The 16,555-nt window shown below is 59.7% G+C and carries 19 protein-coding genes; 11 read left to right on the forward strand and 8 right to left on the reverse strand.

The window, feature by feature from the left end; translation table 11 throughout:
- Positions 1–109 precede the first annotated feature (109 nt).
- On the forward strand, positions 110–1,312 hold the full coding sequence (locus GH722_07540) for an aminotransferase class I/II-fold pyridoxal phosphate-dependent enzyme (GenBank protein MRG71615.1): 1,203 nt from the start codon (positions 110–112) through the stop codon (positions 1,310–1,312).
- 62 nt (positions 1,313–1,374) lie between these two features.
- Positions 1,375–1,869 (forward strand): GNAT family N-acetyltransferase, encoded by a 495-nt coding sequence (locus GH722_07545; GenBank protein ID MRG71616.1) that lies wholly within the window; start codon positions 1,375–1,377, stop codon positions 1,867–1,869.
- 25 nt (positions 1,870–1,894) lie between these two features.
- Here GH722_07545 and rlmJ read toward each other — a convergent pair whose 3' ends face one another.
- From rlmJ to GH722_07565, 4 genes are all read right to left on the reverse strand, one after another.
- On the reverse strand, positions 1,895–2,698 hold the full coding sequence (gene rlmJ / locus GH722_07550; GenBank protein MRG71617.1) for a 23S rRNA (adenine(2030)-N(6))-methyltransferase RlmJ: 804 nt from the start codon (positions 2,696–2,698) through the stop codon (positions 1,895–1,897).
- Positions 2,699–2,701: 3 nt separating this feature from the next.
- The gene (locus GH722_07555; GenBank protein MRG71618.1) at positions 2,702–3,631 is read right to left on the reverse strand and encodes a methyltransferase domain-containing protein; all 930 of its coding nucleotides are present in this window, start codon (positions 3,629–3,631) and stop codon (positions 2,702–2,704) included.
- Positions 3,632–3,789: 158 nt separating this feature from the next.
- On the reverse strand, positions 3,790–4,281 hold the full coding sequence (locus GH722_07560; GenBank protein MRG71619.1) for a hypothetical protein: 492 nt from the start codon (positions 4,279–4,281) through the stop codon (positions 3,790–3,792).
- A gap of 101 nt (positions 4,282–4,382) precedes the next feature.
- The gene (locus GH722_07565; protein ID MRG71620.1) at positions 4,383–5,849 is read right to left on the reverse strand and encodes a succinate-semialdehyde dehydrogenase; all 1,467 of its coding nucleotides are present in this window, start codon (positions 5,847–5,849) and stop codon (positions 4,383–4,385) included.
- Between the two features lie 344 nt (positions 5,850–6,193).
- Here GH722_07565 and GH722_07570 point away from each other — a divergent pair, with 344 nt between their 5' ends.
- The 7 genes from GH722_07570 (at position 6,194) to GH722_07600 (ending at position 10,950) form a co-directional block, all read left to right on the forward strand.
- Positions 6,194–6,994 (forward strand): tetratricopeptide repeat protein, encoded by an 801-nt coding sequence (locus GH722_07570; GenBank protein MRG71621.1) that lies wholly within the window; start codon positions 6,194–6,196, stop codon positions 6,992–6,994.
- A 30-nt stretch (positions 6,995–7,024) separates the two neighbouring features.
- Entirely contained in the window at positions 7,025–7,903 is an 879-nt protein-coding gene (locus tag GH722_07575) for a mechanosensitive ion channel (protein ID MRG71622.1), read from the forward strand.
- Between the two features lie 87 nt (positions 7,904–7,990).
- Complete coding sequence (locus GH722_07580; protein MRG71623.1) at positions 7,991–8,992, forward strand: acryloyl-CoA reductase; 1,002 nt, start codon at positions 7,991–7,993, stop codon at positions 8,990–8,992.
- Positions 8,993–9,079: 87 nt separating this feature from the next.
- Entirely contained in the window at positions 9,080–9,328 is a 249-nt protein-coding gene (locus GH722_07585) for a hypothetical protein (protein MRG71624.1), read from the forward strand.
- Between the two features lie 71 nt (positions 9,329–9,399).
- A complete protein-coding gene (locus GH722_07590; protein MRG71625.1) occupies positions 9,400–10,125 on the forward strand; it encodes a sel1 repeat family protein in 726 nt (241 codons plus the stop codon).
- Between the two features lie 9 nt (positions 10,126–10,134).
- Positions 10,135–10,641 carry a molybdopterin-guanine dinucleotide biosynthesis protein B gene (gene mobB / locus GH722_07595; GenBank protein ID MRG71626.1) on the forward strand — a complete coding sequence of 169 codons (507 nt, stop codon included), beginning with the start codon at positions 10,135–10,137 and terminating at the stop codon, positions 10,639–10,641.
- A 54-nt stretch (positions 10,642–10,695) separates the two neighbouring features.
- Complete coding sequence (locus GH722_07600) at positions 10,696–10,950, forward strand: flagellar motor switch protein FliN (GenBank protein MRG71627.1); 255 nt, start codon at positions 10,696–10,698, stop codon at positions 10,948–10,950.
- Between the two features lie 27 nt (positions 10,951–10,977).
- On the opposite strand, the gene GH722_07605 is transcribed toward GH722_07600, so the two are convergent.
- Together GH722_07605 and GH722_07610 are read right to left on the reverse strand one after the other, a co-directional pair.
- On the reverse strand, positions 10,978–11,913 hold the full coding sequence (locus GH722_07605) for an ADP-heptose--LPS heptosyltransferase (protein MRG71628.1): 936 nt from the start codon (positions 11,911–11,913) through the stop codon (positions 10,978–10,980).
- A complete protein-coding gene (locus tag GH722_07610) occupies positions 11,910–13,103 on the reverse strand; it encodes a glycosyltransferase (GenBank protein MRG71629.1) in 1,194 nt (397 codons plus the stop codon). Before GH722_07610 ends, GH722_07605 begins: the two co-directional genes overlap by 4 nt.
- Before the next feature lie 15 nt (positions 13,104–13,118).
- Between GH722_07610 and GH722_07615 the strand changes: the two genes are divergently transcribed.
- On the forward strand, positions 13,119–13,910 hold the full coding sequence (locus GH722_07615) for an alpha/beta fold hydrolase (protein ID MRG71630.1): 792 nt from the start codon (positions 13,119–13,121) through the stop codon (positions 13,908–13,910).
- Here the strand turns inward: GH722_07615 and GH722_07620 are convergent.
- The gene (locus GH722_07620) at positions 13,892–14,764 is read right to left on the reverse strand and encodes an SDR family NAD(P)-dependent oxidoreductase (protein MRG71631.1); all 873 of its coding nucleotides are present in this window, start codon (positions 14,762–14,764) and stop codon (positions 13,892–13,894) included. The genes GH722_07615 and GH722_07620 overlap by 19 nt on opposite strands.
- A gap of 48 nt (positions 14,765–14,812) precedes the next feature.
- On the opposite strand from GH722_07620, the gene GH722_07625 reads away from it, so the two are divergent.
- On the forward strand, positions 14,813–15,577 hold the full coding sequence (locus GH722_07625) for a tetratricopeptide repeat protein (protein MRG71632.1): 765 nt from the start codon (positions 14,813–14,815) through the stop codon (positions 15,575–15,577).
- Positions 15,578–15,581: 4 nt separating this feature from the next.
- On the opposite strand, the gene GH722_07630 is transcribed toward GH722_07625, so the two are convergent.
- Positions 15,582–16,514 (reverse strand): diguanylate cyclase, encoded by a 933-nt coding sequence (locus GH722_07630; GenBank protein MRG71633.1) that lies wholly within the window; start codon positions 16,512–16,514, stop codon positions 15,582–15,584.
- Between the last annotated feature and the right edge of the window lie 41 nt (positions 16,515–16,555).

Raw genomic sequence — 16,555 nt, forward strand, 5'->3', positions numbered from 1 at the left:
TGATCAATCCGGGCAAAACTGTGGCACTGGCGCTTGTAGCCTTGAACAGGGCGGGGCACGGGCGTACCGTGCGGCTTCCTGCAGACAATCACCCTTTCGGAGCTTTAAGATGTCGATACTGGCCAACCGCCTGTCCCGGGTTAAACCGTCACCGACGATTGCCGTCACCACCAAGGCAGCCGAACTGAAAGCAGCCGGCCGTGACGTCATTGGACTGGGCGCTGGCGAGCCGGATTTCGACACGCCACAGCATATCCGCGATGCCGCAAAAGCCGCTATTGACGGTGGCCAGACCCGCTATACAGCGGTTCCCGGCACGGTCGAGATGCGCAAGGCCGTTTCCGCGAAGTTCAAACGCGATAACAATCTTGATTACACACCGGAACAGATCACGGTTTCCACAGGCGGCAAGCAGGTGCTCTATAACGCACTGGTTGCGACGCTGAATCCGGGTGATGAAGTCATCATTCCGGCTCCCTACTGGGTCAGCTATCCGGATATGGTCCTGCTGGCCGAAGGCGAGCCGGTTTTTGTCGACTGCCCGCAGGCCGACAATTTCAAACTGCAGCCGGCGGCGCTGGAAGCAGCGATCACCCCGAAAACCAAGTGGATCATCCTTAACTCACCGTCGAACCCGACCGGTGCCGGTTACTCCTGGGATGAGATGAAGGCCCTGACCGATGTGCTGATGAAACATCCGCATGTCTGGGTCATGACCGACGATATGTATGAGCATCTGGTCTATGACGATTTCAAATTCTGCACCCCGGCTGAGGTCGAGCCCGGCCTTTACGACCGCACGCTGACCGTCAACGGCGTTTCCAAAGCCTATTGCATGACCGGCTGGCGCATTGGTTTTGCCGGCGGGCCGCTGGTGCTGATCAAGGCCATGAACATGTTGCAGTCGCAGTCCACCTCCAACCCGTCATCGGTCAGCCAGGCGGCCTCCGTTGCGGCACTGAACGGCACCCATGATTTCATCGCTGAACATAATGCGGTCTTCAAGGAACGCCGTGATCTGGTCTGCTCGATGCTGAATCAGGCAACCGGTCTGGATTGCCCGACCCCGGAAGGTGCGTTCTATGTCTATCCGTCCTGCAAGGGCGTGCTGGGCAAGAAAACGCCGGGCGGCAAGGTGATCGAGAATGACGAGGATTTCGTCACCTACCTGCTGGAAGAAGAAGGCGTCGCCGCCGTTCATGGCGCAGCCTTCGGCCTGTCCCCGCATTTCCGCATTTCCTATGCCACGGCAACGGACGTGCTGGAAGATGCCTGCCAGCGTATCCAGCGGGCCTGCGCCAACCTGCGCTGATCTGGTTTCGGGCGGGGGGCTCTGTGACATGCCTTTCAGACGCCCGGATATGAGTTCCGGTGATGTCTGTCCTGTCTGAGCGCCAGATCATCTTTTCCCGTCTGTCAGAGGTCTCTCCGGAGGTGGTTGCGGCGCATATGTCAGACCCGCGGGTTGCTGAACATATGCCGCTTCTGACCTCGGGATGGGATCAGGACAGGGCTGTCAGCTTTATTGCTGCGAAAGAGGCCTGCTGGCGTCATGACGGGCTGGGACACTGGGCCATATTCTGTGACAGCCGCTATGCCGGGTGGGGCGGATTCCAGAAAGAGGGTGACGAGTGGGATTTCGGGCTGGTCCTGAAGCCGGAATATTTCGGACTTGGCGGACCAGTCTTACGGAAAGCACTGGCGTTTGCGCGGACCGATCATCGTCTGCCTTTCGTGACTTTCCTTTTGCCTCCCTCTCGCAGGAACCTGGGTGCGCTGGCAAGGCTTGGTGCGGTCTTTGTCGGTGAGACAAGGCAGGAAGGTGCCCGGTTTCTCAAATACCGGTTGGAAACCGGAGGGCCTGGATAGGAAATTCCCGGACCCCGGAGAGGTTTTATCCTGCGGACTTCACCAGTGCCGGTGCCAGAATTTCCTCTGCACCGGCCAGTGCCGCCTCCACACCATAGGGTGTGTTGATCATCAGCAGGCCGCTGCCCTGCATGCCGGTGTTGCCTGCTTCCGTGCGGAAGCTGACTTCCCGTCGCCAGACGTCCGGCAGGCCGCCTGTTTCGAGCCGCCGGGCGACTGTTTTGTGAAGGCCCTGTTTCAGGATCGGATACCAGAGCAGAATCGTCGCCTCAGCCCATTTGCGATGCAGGGCGAGGATGAAGTCGCCGACCTGATCATATTCGCTTTTGATTTCATAACTGGGGTCGATCAGCACCAGCCCGCGCCGGGCGGCCGGCGGTGATATGGCGAGCACTCCTTCATAACCATCCCGCTTGTGAATCTGCGCCCTGTCACGGGCCATCATGCGTTTCAGGGCAGCATGTTCCTGCGGATGCAGTTCCATCAGGTGGAGTCCATCTCCGGCGCGCAGCAGGGAGCGGGCAACCATTGGTGAACCGGGATACCAGTCTGCGCCCAGCCGGGTTTGCGTTGCCCTGATGGCCTGCAGATAGGGATGTGTATCCGGAACAGAGCCATTGGTCAGCAGCCGCAGAATACCGGCTTTTGCCTCGCCGGTTTTCTGAGCTTCCGGAGCCTGCAGATCATAGGCACCGCGCCCGGCATGGGTCTCCATATAGGTCAGCGGCTTCGGCTTTTCCGTCAGGCGGGCGAGCAGGACCGCAAGTGCCGCATGTTTATGCACATCTGCCAGACAACCTGCGTGGTAGATATGCTGGTAGGAGAGCATGGATCAGTTCATCAGCGGTTTCGGCGGCAGAGGGATGTCTGCCGGGAGATCACCTGAAATTTCCGGCAGCCCGATCGGCAGCAACGGGCGGCGGGCAACGACGATCATGCCGGGAACATCTTTCCCGGCTTCCTGCCGGCAGACGGCCTCCTCGCTGGCGAGAGCCTCGAAACCGGTAAGCTCCATGAGGCGGAACAGATAATCGGGGTGATGCGAATAGCGGCATTCCTGTCCCAGCTTGTAGCCGCTGTCAGACGAACATTGTACCGAGAACGCAAAAATTCCGCCGGGCTGAAGTGTGTTATGGACGGTCTGGAACACAGCCTGAAGATCCCCGATATAAACCAGCACATCAGCGGCCAGAACCAGATCAAAGGCTGGTGAGGATGCCTCCGTACCGAGCAGAATATCCCCTTGAGCCAGTTCATCATAGAGCCCTTTTCGCCGGGCTTCAGCGATCATTTTCCCGGACAGGTCAACGCCGCGCATCCAGCCCGCGAGATCACGGAAAGCCTCGCCCCCCAGACCGGTGCCACAGCCAAGGTCCAGCAGTCTGGCAAAGGCCCGCTGATCCGGAAACAGCCGGTCGATCAGGGAGCGCAGCTGCCAGGGTGCCCGGTAATCAAGACGGGTCAGCAGGGCCTGATCAAAGCGCACGGCATAGTCATCGAACAGGGCCTCGACATAGGGTGCGGGCAGGGTTTCGGGAACCGGTGCCTTGCCCAGCAGGGCCAGCCTGATTTCGGCACCCATGATGTCGCTGGCTGCCAGCCTCAGATAATCGGTGTAGCTGGTGACGGCATCCTGATGTCGGCCTAGCGCCTCGAAAGTCTCGGCCATGAGAAAATGGGGAATGTCCCAGTCCGGCGCGAGTGCCAGTGTCTCTTCGCAAAGCGAAAGGGCAGCTTCATGGTCACCGCGTTCAGACAGCATTCTGGCGAATTGCAGCCGACGGTCGGCAAGGACGTTATGGGATTTCACTGTGGCGAAACCATCGGACTGTAAAAGGGCGCGACGATGTAATCCCTGCCACGGTTAAAGCAAGCGACATTCGTCGTGCCGGAACGATGCTGCCGGAAAGGGGGGCCGGTTCAGGCCCGATCAAGTACGAAATTTATCACGATATCAGCTGCAAACAGGCCGCTGCCGATGATGGCCCCGGCAAAGGCACCGATATTGACCTTGTAGTATTTATTCCAGGTCGGGTCGGTTTCCAGACTGTCTGAATAGACCTCAACATCCTGATCCGGGTTGATATGGCGGTCGCGGAAGGTCTGGTCGACCTTGTCGAAGCCTTTCGAGACATTGAGATATTCGGCAAAAAACGGGGCCAGAAGCCCCAGCGTGTAAACGCAGACCGCAATCAGCGCATACATCACCGATGCATTGCCCCGCAGCAGCAGGCCGATATAGACCGCCGCCGAGACGGCCCCGACCAGATTAACGAGATAAAGTGGCCCGGTGAGATCCCGTTTCCGGGTAGTCGGAATCATCGACGCGGGTTCACGGCCCATATGATAGGCGCCGGGAATGTGGGATTTTCCGGTTTGCCGCTGTGGCAGGTTTCTGTCTGATTTAGCCAAGCCACACTCTCCTGCTCTGCCGGTTGAAGGAGAGTATAGCGGGCGACGTTTCCCTGTGCAGGAAAAAACCGCCCGCTGATCTCCGGGTCAGGTCTGACAGATCAGCTGTCGAGACCGGCCATGGCGATATATTTGACTTCGACATAGTCATCGATGCCGTAATGCGAGCCTTCCCGGCCAAGTCCGGATTCCTTGATGCCGCCGAACGGGGCAACTTCGTTGGAAATGATGCCCGTATTGACGCCGACAATGCCATATTCCAGGGCCTCGGCCGTGCGCCAGACCCGGCCGATATCGCGGCTGTAGAAATAGGCGGCGAGGCCGTATTGCGTGTCGTTTGCCATCGCAATGACATCGGCATCGGTTTCAAATTTGTAGACCGGAGCAACCGGGCCGAAGGTTTCTTCCTGTGCCATGGCCATATCCATCGTCACATTGGACAGGACTGTCGGCTCGTAGAAAGTGCCGCCCAGTGTATGGCGCTTGCCGCCGGTGACAATGGTAGCACCCTGTGCTGTCGCATCGGCGACATGGCGTTCGACTTTCTCCAGCGCCTGAACATCGATCAGCGGGCCCTGTGTGACATCGGCTTCAAAGCCGCTGCCGACCTTCATGGCTCCGGCTTTTTCTGCCAGCTTGCGGGTGAATTCCTCATAGATACCGGCCTGTGCATAGATCCGGTTGGCGCAGACACAGGTCTGGCCGGTATTACGGAACTTGCAGACCATCGCACCTTCAACTGCGGCATCAATATCCGCATCGTCGAAGACGACGAACGGTGCATTGCCGCCCAGTTCCAGAGAGACCTTCTTCACGGTATCGGCAGACTGACGCATCAGCAGCTTGCCGACTTCGGTCGAGCCGGTGAAGCTGATCTTGCGGACGATGGGGTTCGAGGTCAGCTCACCGCCGATGGCCGGTGCATCCTCGGCGTCGCCGAGGACAATGTTGAAGACACCTTTCGGAATGCCCGCGCGTTCGGCCAGTTCAGCCAGCGCGAGAGCGGAAAGCGGGGTCTGTTCCGCCGGTTTGACGACCACGGTACAGCCGGCGGCGATTGCCGGACCGACCTTGCGGGTGATCATGGCAGACGGGAAATTCCACGGGGTAATGCCGGCGCAGACACCAATGGCCTGCTTGATGACCACAAGACGGCGATCATTTGTCGGGCTGGGGATGACATCGCCATAGACGCGCTTGGCTTCCTCGGCAAACCATTCGAAGAAGCTGGCGGCATAGTTTACCTCGCCTTTGGCTTCGGCCAGCGGCTTGCCCTGTTCCAGGGTCATCAGCGCGGCCAGATCATCGATATTGTCGAGCATCAGATCGCCCCATTTACGGACAATCTTTGACCGTTCCTTCGCGGGCAGGGCACGCCAGGCCGGCAGGGCAGCGTTGGCGGCATCAATGGCCTTGCGGGTTTCTGCCGCGCCCATCCGGGGGGCATCCACAATTTTTTCACCGGTTGCCGGGTTGGTAACGGCGTAGGTTTTGCCGTTGTCAGCAGAAACCCAGGCGCCATCGATATAGGCTTGTGAGCGCAGCAGCGATGAATCCGAGATGTTCATGGCGTTTCTCCAGCGATTTGACGTGAATTTTGATGATCAGGGGGCCATTGCCCGGCCAGTGAGGCGCACTCTAGGGGGCGCTCCGGTTTCTGTCAAAAAGCTGCGGGTTTTGTGATCCAGGTCACTGCGCGGTCTCCGGGTTCAGGCCATAAAGGGGGCAACAGGCAGACAGCCCGTCTGAAAAGGATTGAACCATGTTAAATGCCTTGCTCAGTTTTCTCGGATTTCACCCGCGGGAACGCATTGCTGTACTGCGTGACAACACGCCCCGGCTGCTCCGCTAACCTTTCCCTTACCAACGCAGGATAGAATCGCCGGTACAACTAGTGCCGGGAGGCCCGTCCATGCGTTCTCACAGACTGGCATTGATACTGGCATCGTTCCTGCTGACCGGTGCCTGTTCCACAGACCAGCGAACCGATGTTGCCACTGGCAGCAGTGACGCCCGCGTTGGCCAGCTGATGCGGGTCGCCGAAGGATCATCGCAGGCCGGTGATGAGAATGCGGCGGCCGATCTGTTTGCCCGCGCCAGCCGGATTGCGCCGGAAGAACCAGCCCCGCTAATCGGCCTCGGACGTTCGCTGCGGCGTCTCGGAGACTATGAATCTGCCCGTGCCGCCTACCAGGCGGCGCTTGATCTGGCGCCGGACAATGCCGACGCCCTGTACGGGCTGGGACTGACCCTGCTGCGTCTGAATGAACCGGAGACAGCGATACAGCATCTTGATATGGCCGCGGCGATGCGGCCCGATGACCCCGCAATTTTCAATGCGCTGGGGGTGGCGCAGGACCTGACGGGCGCCCATGCTGAAGCACAAATGGCCTACAGGACGGGGTTGAAAACCTCACCGGATGATGCCGCCCTGAACAATAACCATGCCTTGTCACTGGCGCTGGCAGGCAGGTTTGATGAGGCGGCGGACCTGATGAACCGGCTCGCCGGAAAACCCGCCGCCAGCCGCAGGGACCGTCAGACACTGGCCCTGATTCATGCGCTGGCAGGCGACCTTGATGCGGCAGAGCATGTTGCCTCCGGTGATCTTTCAGGCTCTGAACTGTCGCAGAACATCCGGTTCTACCGGGCTTTGCAGACTCTCGGTCCGGCGGAGCGGGCGCGGGCTGTTTTGTCCGGCTCCATCAGGTAGACAAGAGTCAGACCAACCGGGACGAGACTGATGAATGAAGCAACAAATCTGAAATTATCCGATATTCTGGCACATCAGGAAAAGATTGTCGGGATACTGGTCGACCGCGGGGCGACCCTGGGGCTGACTGTCCTGCAGGCCATTCTGACCCTGATCATCGGCTGGCTGGTTGCCGGCTGGGTCTATCGGCTTATTCGCCGGGCACTTGGCCGCACCGCCCGCGTCGATGCCCTGCTGAAGCCGCTGATTGCCAAGACCGTGCGATACGCAATCCTGCTTTTTGTGCTGATTGCGGTGCTGGCCGAATTCGGTGTGCAGACGGCCAGTATTGTCGCGGCCCTTGGTGCTGCGGGTCTCGCCATTGGCCTTGCCCTGCAGGGGACGCTGTCGAACATCGCCGCCGGGATCATGCTGCTGTTCCTGCGTCCCTTCCGGGTTGAGGATTATATCGAGGCTGACAGTATCGCCGGCACGGTGAAGGAAGTGGGACTGTTCACCACTGATCTGGAGACCTTTGACGGCCTTTACCGTTCGGTCCCGAATTCGGAAATCTGGAAACGCCCGATCACCAATTACAGCCGCAACCCGAGACGCCGCCTCGATGTGGTTGTCGGTCTGCATTATGATGATGATCTGGAAGCCGCGATCAGCTGTCTCGAAGACCTGCTGGATGAACAGGATCTCGTTCTGGCAGAACCGAAACGGGAAGTGCTGGTGAAAACCCTGAACAACAGTTCGGTCGATCTGAACCTGCGGGCCTGGTGCAAAAGCGCGGATTACTGGACCCTGCTGTTCCGTCTCAACCGGCAGTCAAAACTGCGGCTGGAAGCGAACGGGTTCACCATTCCCTACCCGCAGCGCGATGTGCATCTGATCCCGTCACCGGATGCTGCGCCAGACAAGACCTGACCCGGTCACCTGCTCTGGCGTCCGGATTGCTTGAGGCGACCGGCAGGGCCGCTTAGGGTCGCTGAAACAGTTGATGAGGAAACAATCATGACCGATAGCTTTCGCGCTCTGGTGCTTGATGAAACGGATGGCAAGGTTAGCCACAGCTTCAGCACACTGACGACCAGTGACCTGCCTGAGGGTGATGTCACCGTCGCTGTCGAATATTCGACCCTGAATTATAAAGACGGGATGATCATCAACGGGATTGGCCGTCTGGTGCGCAAATACCCGCATGTTCCCGGAGTGGATTTTGCCGGTACCGTGGTCAGTTCGGACAGTGATCAGTACAAGCCGGGTGACCGGGTGGTTCTGACAGGCTGGCGGGTTGGTGAGATGCACTGGGGCGGTTATGCCGGTCTCGCACGAGTGAAGGCGGGATGGCTGGCGCCGTTGCCGGAGGGTTTGTCGACCCGGCAGGCGATGGCTGTGGGCACGGCGGGTTTTACGTCGATGCTGGCGGTCATGGCACTGGAAGCACAGGGCCTGACGGCAGCGGATGCCGGTGAGGTTCTGGTAACCGGTGCTGCCGGTGGTGTCGGCAGTGTTGCCGTCGCGATACTGGCCAGGCTTGGCTATAAGGTGGCGGCCTCGACCGGCCGCGACAGTACGCATGATTATCTCCGGGAACTTGGAGCGACCGAAATTGTCCGCCGGGAAGAACTTTCCGAACCGCAGAAACGCCCGCTGCTGACCGAACGCTGGTCCGGTTGTATCGATGCGGTCGGCGGAACAACACTGGTCAACGCGCTGGCCGGCATGCGCTATGGAACCTCCGTCGCTGCCTGCGGTCTGGCTGGCGGGGCAGAGATTTCAGGGACTGTGCTGCCGTTCCTGTTACGGGGCGTCAATCTGCTGGGCATTGATTCTGTCATGCAGCCTTACGAGAACCGCGTGAAAGCCTGGCAGCGGGTGGTTAGTGACCTGCCGATGGACAAGCTGGAGGCCATTACCACCGTTGCGGCCTTCGATGACCTGCCGAAGCTGGCAAACGATATTCTGAAAGGTCAGGTGCAGGGCCGGGTTGTTATCGACATCGCCGGCGGCTGAAACGGCTGTCTGGCACGGAATCTGCTGGTTGAGGGCTGATCTGTTCAGACTTCAACCAGTGAGACCCCGATGTTCAGACTTTCCATAATGTTGACAGCTGCCGCTTTTCTGGCCGGATGCGGACCGGAAATTATTCGCTCCACCGGTGCCTCACCAGAGGACGGGCCGCTCTATTGTTACAAGAGTCTGTCGGATATCACATGTTATTCAGCAGCTTATGAGCGGGATCGTCGGCGGCTGACAGGTTTTGTCGGTGTCCCGCCGAAGGAAGATGACCCGTTGTTGCCGGTCACTGCGCCGCCGCCGCTGGGGTTTGGCCGTAATATCGACCAGTAGCCGGAAGGATAGCCGCGATCGGCATTTCTTGCCGCCAGATGGGCGGAAAACACCACCAGCGATTGCGGTAAATGCTTGGTTTCGTGCCGGTTCTTCGTCTAGATTGCCGCATGAAGTTTTTGTTGCCCCTTTTCCTGTCTGTCAGCCTCGGTTCGTCTGTTCTGGCCGCGTCACCGCCCTCAAATTATGGCGATGCCTTGCGCTGGTATGAACAGCAGGCGACGGCAGGCAATGCCCGGGCGCAGTTTCTCTATGCAATTCTGCTGCAACGGGGTGTGTTTGGGGAGGCTGACGATACGGCAGCCGCCCGCTGGTTTGAAGCCGCAGCGTTGCAGGGTCATGCCAAGGCGGCCTTCAGCCTCGGGGTGATGTACCTTTCCGGCAAGGGGGTTCCTGCCGATGCGTCGGTGGCGGCGAGCTGGCTGGAAATAGCTGCCAAAGGGAATATTTCCACGGCACAGTTCAATCTGGCTCTGCTGTATGAAAAAGGCCTGGGTGTAGAACAGGATGCAGCGCGGGCTGCTGAATATTACGAGCAGGCGGCGCAGCTTGGGCTGGCGCAGGCACAGAATAACCTGGGTGTGCTTTACCTCAGCGGTGTTGGTGTTCCGCAGGATCCGGTGCTGGCGATGATGTGGCTGGAACTTGCGGTGCGTAACGGCTGGTCAGAAGCCTCGGCAGCCCGAACGTCGCTGGCACATCAGATGACACCCGGCCAGGTTGAGGCCGCCATGGACCTTGTGCGGCAATGGGTTGAACTGAACGGTCTCAACAACCCGCCCGTGACGGGTAACTGAAACATGACAATGCGGGTGTTCGGGCTCGCCGGGTGGAGTGGCAGCGGCAAGACAACGCTGATCCTGAAGCTGCTGCCCGAGCTGGTGTCCCGTGGTGTCAGCGTGGCCTCGGTCAAGCATACGCATCATTATATTGATGTTTTGCGCGATGAACCGGCGGCCCGCGCCTATCGTGATGCCGGCGCACGGGAAGTCGGTGTGTTCGGTGCCCGGCGCTTTGCCATCGACAGCCGGCATGACGGTGTGGATGACCCGCCTCTGTCACAACTGGTCAGTGCCATCGGGCCGATCGACCTGCTGCTGGTTGAGGGGTTCAAGGCCTATCCCCATCCGAAGCTGGAAATACATCGGGAGGAAACCGGCAAGCCGCTGCTTTATCCTGATGACCCGCAGATCCTCGGGATAGCGACAGACCGTGATATCAGCGCGCCGGACCGGCAGGTCTTTGGTCTGGAAGATATCGCCGGGATAGCCGATATGGTAATGCGCTGTGCCCGGGTAATGACCACTGAATGATTTGACCACGACGGCTGACTGATCTGCTATAGTGCGTCGAGTCGAGGAGCCGATATGGCTGATAGTGAAGAAGCAGAAGATGCCATCAATGATGCGGTGGTCGAGGTGATTGCCCTGCTTGGGGCAACAACCATGACTGTGTCGCAGATTCTGAAACTTGGTCGCGGTGCCGTGATTGAGCTGGACGCCCGTGTGGGCGATGAAGCCCGGTTGCTGGTGCGCGATAATCTCATTGCCCGTGGTGAAGTCATGGTTGTCGACGACAAGATCGGCCTGACCATCACGGAAATGGTCAAAAAAACCTTCTGAACAAACCGCGATTAAAGATCAGTGATGTCAGATTGCGGGCAGGGCGGCGATCACCCGGTCAGGCGACAGGTCGCTGAGTGACGGCGACCGCAGCAGCGTGACCGCCTCGCCCCGTGGCGCGCAAAGTGTCGGGTCTGATGCACCGGAAAACAGAACGACTGTCGGACAGGCAGACATGGCAATCAGATGCATCGGTCCTGTGTCATTGCCGACGGCCAGCGTCGCCGACCGGCCCAGTGCCACGATATCCTGAAATTCCGTGCGCCCGGCCAGGCTGACAGCCGTCGGCTGGCTGGTGACGATACTGTCATGCAAAGCAGCCTCGTCCGGGCTGCCGATCAGCACAGAGGTCAGGCCGCGCTCCGCCAGTGCAGCGATCAGTGCCTGATAATGTTCCGCCGGCCAGCGTTTTTCGGGCCGGTGGGCGGACCCGCCGGGGGCGATCAGGGCAAACCGGCCGGGCAGTTCAAACCGGCTGAGATCACTGGTGATCCAGTCCGTATCGGGGGGCGGCGTCTCGGGAATTCCGGCATCGCGAAGCTGTTCGGCCTGACGGTCGATGGTATGCATGTCATCCCGGTCCGGGTTGCGGTGAGGGTGTGAGCAGCCCGGCGCAATACCCGACCATTCCGGTGACGGATCAGGAAAGAACAGGCGCCGGTAGCGGGACGAGCGGGCAGATGTCTGCAGGTCGTAGACGCGGGAGAAACGGCCGGCCCGAAGCGTCTTTCGCAAGGCCAGCCAGCCGCACAGGTCAAGCCGTCCCGGCCGCCGGTCTGTCAGGATTTCATCGAACCAGGGAGAGGCCGCTGCGAGACCGGCGAATGGCCGGGTTGTCAGCAGGCTGATTCGGGCATCGGGATGGTGCTTCCGGATGGCCTGAAAGGGGCCGAAAGCCTGGGTGAAATCTCCGAGTGCGCCGAGTTTGATCACCAGTATGCGGGGCAGGGCATCGCTGGTCATTGGTCCGGGTTGAGGTAATAGACTTCGTTATAGACATCGAGTGTCTTGGTGCACATCTGCTCCAGCGAGAAGTTGTCCCTGATATTCTGGATCGCCCGCAGGGACAGGTCTTCGCGCTGTGCTGTGTCCATCGTGATGATGGAGCTGATGGCCTCGGCCAGAGAGGAGGGGTCACGTGGCTTGAACAGGCGGCCCGTATCCCGTCCGCCGATGATTTCCGGTGCAGCGCCGTGAGCCGGTGCAACCACCGGACGGCCCATCGCCTGCGCTTCGGCGACCACACGGCCAAAGGCTTCCGGATCTGTCGAAGCGGAGACGACAACATCGGTCAGCATGTAGGCGGCGGGCATGTCGTTGCAGTGATCGACAATATGCACGACCTGTCCGAGATCATGTTGCTCAACCAGCTTTTCCATCTCCCGCCGATAAGAAGCCGTAGCCCCCTTGCCGACAATCAGGCACCGGACATCTGGCCGCCCCAGTTCAGCCAGTGCGCGGATCAGCAGCAACTGGCCCTTCCAGCGCGACAGCCTGCCGGGCAGCATGATCACCGGCGCACCATCCGGCAGCCGCCATTCGTTTGACAGCTGGATGATCCGTTCGGCGCTGACAGTGGCCGGGTCGAACCGCGCCAGATCAACCCCGCGATGGATGATCCGCATCATGTCACGACCGACACCGTGTTTGCGCTCAATCCGGTTGGCGATGAATTCGGAGATGGCGATCACCCGGTCACCCCGCGCCATGATACTATTGTACCAGCGTTTGACCGGACCGTTATCGTTATAGGCGCCGTGATAGGTGGTGACGAAGGCCCGGCCCAGCCGCCGTGCGGCATACATCGCGCTCCAGGCGGGGGCGCGTGAGCGGGCATGGATGATCCGTGCGTTACGGGTCTGCGCCAGATCGGCGAGACGGCGAATGTTGCGAATGATGGTCAGCGGATTCTTGCTGGCCAGCGGCATGGTGAAATGTTCAGCCCCGGCGCGTTCCAGTTCACGCACCATGGCACCGCCAGCCGAGGCGACCAGCGCGATACCACCATGCTCGACAATAGCGCGGGCGATTTCTACGGTTCCCCGTTCCACGCCGCCTGCTTCCATGCGCGGCAGGACCTGAAGTACGCAGGGCGGTGCCGGTGGCAATTCCGTTGCCGGTTGGGAAGTGCTAGGGTGGTCGCCGTTATTCATCAGGATCTGTCTGTCATGTCTGAATCAATAGAAGCGTCGCATAGCGGTGAGCCGCCGGAGAGTCTAGCACGACCGGACGGCGCGACAATCGCCTTCCATCGTAGCAGAGGCACGTCACCGGGTGTTGTGTTTCTCGGCGGCTTCATGTCCGACATGGATGGCACCAAGGCCGTTGCACTGGAAAACTGGTGCCGGGAGCGGAATGTCGGCTTTCTGCGGTTTGACTATCGCGGACACGGGCAGTCGTCGGAACGATTTGAGGATGGCTGCATTGGCGACTGGGCGGATGATGCCCGGCTGGCCATTGAACAGCTGACGGAAGGTCCGCAGATTCTTGTTGGGTCCAGCATGGGCGGATGGATATCCCTGCTGACAGCCCGGCGCGACCCGTCACGTATTTGCGGGATTGTCGGCATTGCCGCGGCTCCTGATTTTACGGAAGACCTGATGTGGCCTTCCTTCACGGAGGATCAGCGCCGGCAGATTACGGATAAGGGCCGTCTCGAAATTCCGACCGAATATGGGGATGATCCCTATGTCATCACCCGGCGTCTGATTGAAGATGGCCGACAGAATCTCGTGCTGGCAGATGACCGGCTGGCGATCGACTGTCCGGTCCGGCTGTTGCAGGGAATGGAGGATCCGGATGTGCCCTGGCGTACGGCCCTGCGGATTTCAGAGAAACTGACTTCTGACGATGTGCATGTCGAGCTGATCAAGGACGGTGATCACCGGCTGTCACGGGAACAGGATATTGCGATGATCTGCCGGGCGGTCGGTGAACTGCTTCAGAAATCATCCTCATAAACAGACCGCAGGCCCTCCCGATAGGTCGGGTAGGCCAGTTCAACGGCCAGTTCGGTGCGGATGCGCCGGTTGCTGACCCGCCGGTTGTCATTCCAGAAGCTCAGCGCCATGTCGGACATTCCGGCCCGGGCTTCCTCGAAGGGAATCAACGGCGGCGGGTCAATGCCCATCAGTTCGCAGGCATAGGCGGTGACCTCTGCCGGTGGTGCCGGTTTGTCGTCGCAGACATTGTAAGCGGCTGCCGGGTTCGGGCGATCAATGGAGGCGGTCAGGGTTGCGGCAATATCCTCAACATGGATGCGTGAAAAACAGTGGCCGGGTTTGTCGATCCGGCGGGCCCGCCCGGCCCTGATCTGGTCGAATGTGCTGCGACCGGGCCCGTAGATGCCGGCCAGTCGGAAAACGTGAACCGGCAGGCCCAGCGCATACCAGTGATCCTCTGCCTCGACCCGCGCCTGTCCGCGTCGCCCGGACGGACGGAGCGGGGCGGTTTCGTCAACTTCGGCCCCGTCTGTATTGCCATAAACGCCAGTAGTCGACAGATAGCCGGCCCATTGCAGCGACTCGAGTCGCATGATGTCCGGGCCATGCCGGGTCAGGGTCGGGCAGGTGTCCCGGCCGGGCGGTATCGAGTCGATGATATGTGTCGCCCCGGCCAGTGCGGCAGACGGCATTTTTATATCCTGCTCGTCATTGAACAGATGCGCTTCGATGCCGTACCGCCACAGCAGCGTCTGTTTTTCCGGGGTGCGGCAGGTGCCGGCCACCTCCCACCCGCGATCCAGCATGCGCCGGGCGACAGCCAGGCTGGAAAATCCCAGCCCGAAACAAAATAGTCGTTTGCTGTTCGGCATGGCCCCTTATCGCTTGACCGTGGATGGTGCCCGTTGAAAGTAGGAGCCATGAACCAGCACCACAACCGATGGATTGCCGCAGCGGCAGCCTTTTTCATTGTTCTGATGACTCTGTCTCCCTCGGGCGCGCAGGTGACGGACGAAAAGAAGTACGCAAACTGCATGGAACTGGCCCGGAAAGACCCGGAAAAGGCTTTCGATGCGGCGACAGCCTGGCAGAATCTGGGCGGTGACGAACCGGCACGCCATTGCGCGGCGGTTGCGCTGTTTCATATCGGTCATTTTGTCGAGGCGGCGAAACGGTTTGAGATGCTGGCGATCAATTCCAGCCTTGATGCAACGCTGCGGGCGGAAGTCATGGCGCAGGCCGGTCAGGCCTGGTTGCAGGCAGGTATGCCGGACAAGGCAGAAGGTGCCTTCAGTGATGCCATTGTCATCATTCCGAAAGACCCGTCGGTCTGGATAGACCGTTCCGTGGTCCGGGCGGGGGTTGGCGATTATGACGGGGCCATACTGGATCTCAGTCAGGCATTACGGCTGGCGCCCGGACGGATCGATGCACTGACCCTGCGGGCGGCGGCCTACAGACAGACCGAACGGCTGGCAGCGGCGGCAGATGACGTCAATCTGGCGCTGGAGAAAGAGCCCGAAAATCCCGAGGCCCTGCTGGAACGCGGGGCGATACGCCGGACAAGGGGCGATACCAGTGGCGCCCGGCAGGACTGGATCGAGGTCTTGCGGATCACGCCGAATTCGCCAACCGGCGAGACCGCCCGGCAGAATATCGAGAAGATGGATATAAAAGTTCAGTAGGCGATTATTCGGCCGCCAGCGGCTGATCGAAGATCTGGAACTGGTTTTTGCCGCCGTTCTTGGCTTCGTACATGGCTGTGTCGGCATTCTTGATCAGATCGTCGGCAGACTGTCCGCCATCGGGATAGAGCGAAATTCCGACACTGGCAGAGACATCGGCCTGAAAGCCATCAATGACAATCGGCTGTTTGATGACGTCGACGATCTTCTTGCCGACGATCTGCGAATGGCAGCGTTCGGGCATGTTCTCGATCAGCACGACAAATTCGTCACCGCCGAAACGGCTGATTGTATCGCTGTCACGCATGGACTCGACCAGACGGTCGGCAACGATCTTCAGCAGTTCATCACCGACATTATGACCCATTTCGTCATTTACCCGCTTGAAGCCATCCAGATCGAGATAGGCGACGCCAACGATCTGCTTGGTTCGTTTGGCGACTTTCAGCAGATGTTCCAGCCGGTCCCAGAACAGGGCGCGATTGGCCAGACCTGTCAGCTGGTCATGATGGGCCATATGGTACAGCCGCTGTGCCATGCGGGCCTGCTGGATGGAATAGCGAATGGAACGTTCCAGCACTTCCGGGGTGATCTCGCCCTTGACCAGATAATCGGCGGCACCGGCTTCCATGACATTATTATCGACAACCCAGTCCTCAACACCGGTCAGAATGATGACCGGTTTGACGCAGCCTTTCTCGATGGCTTCCCGCAGCACATCCAGTCCGGTTTTCGGGCCCAGCAGGTAATCGATGATATAGACGTCATAGCTGTTGTTCGCCATTGCCGTCAGGGCGTCTTCGTTATTGCTGGTCCAGTCCAGTTCGTAACGCTCACGGCGAATTTCCGCGAGTTGCTTGCGGGTAATCCGGTAATCGTCCTCGTTGTCGTCAAGCATCAGAACGCGGATCACGCCGCCGGTCTTGCTGAAAGGCATTCGTCAGGCTCCCTGCTTTGGTGGGCGCAGCATAACAGGTG

Source organism: Alphaproteobacteria bacterium HT1-32, from assembly GCA_009649675.1.
Lineage (GTDB): Bacteria > Pseudomonadota > Alphaproteobacteria > Rhodospirillales > HT1-32 > HT1-32.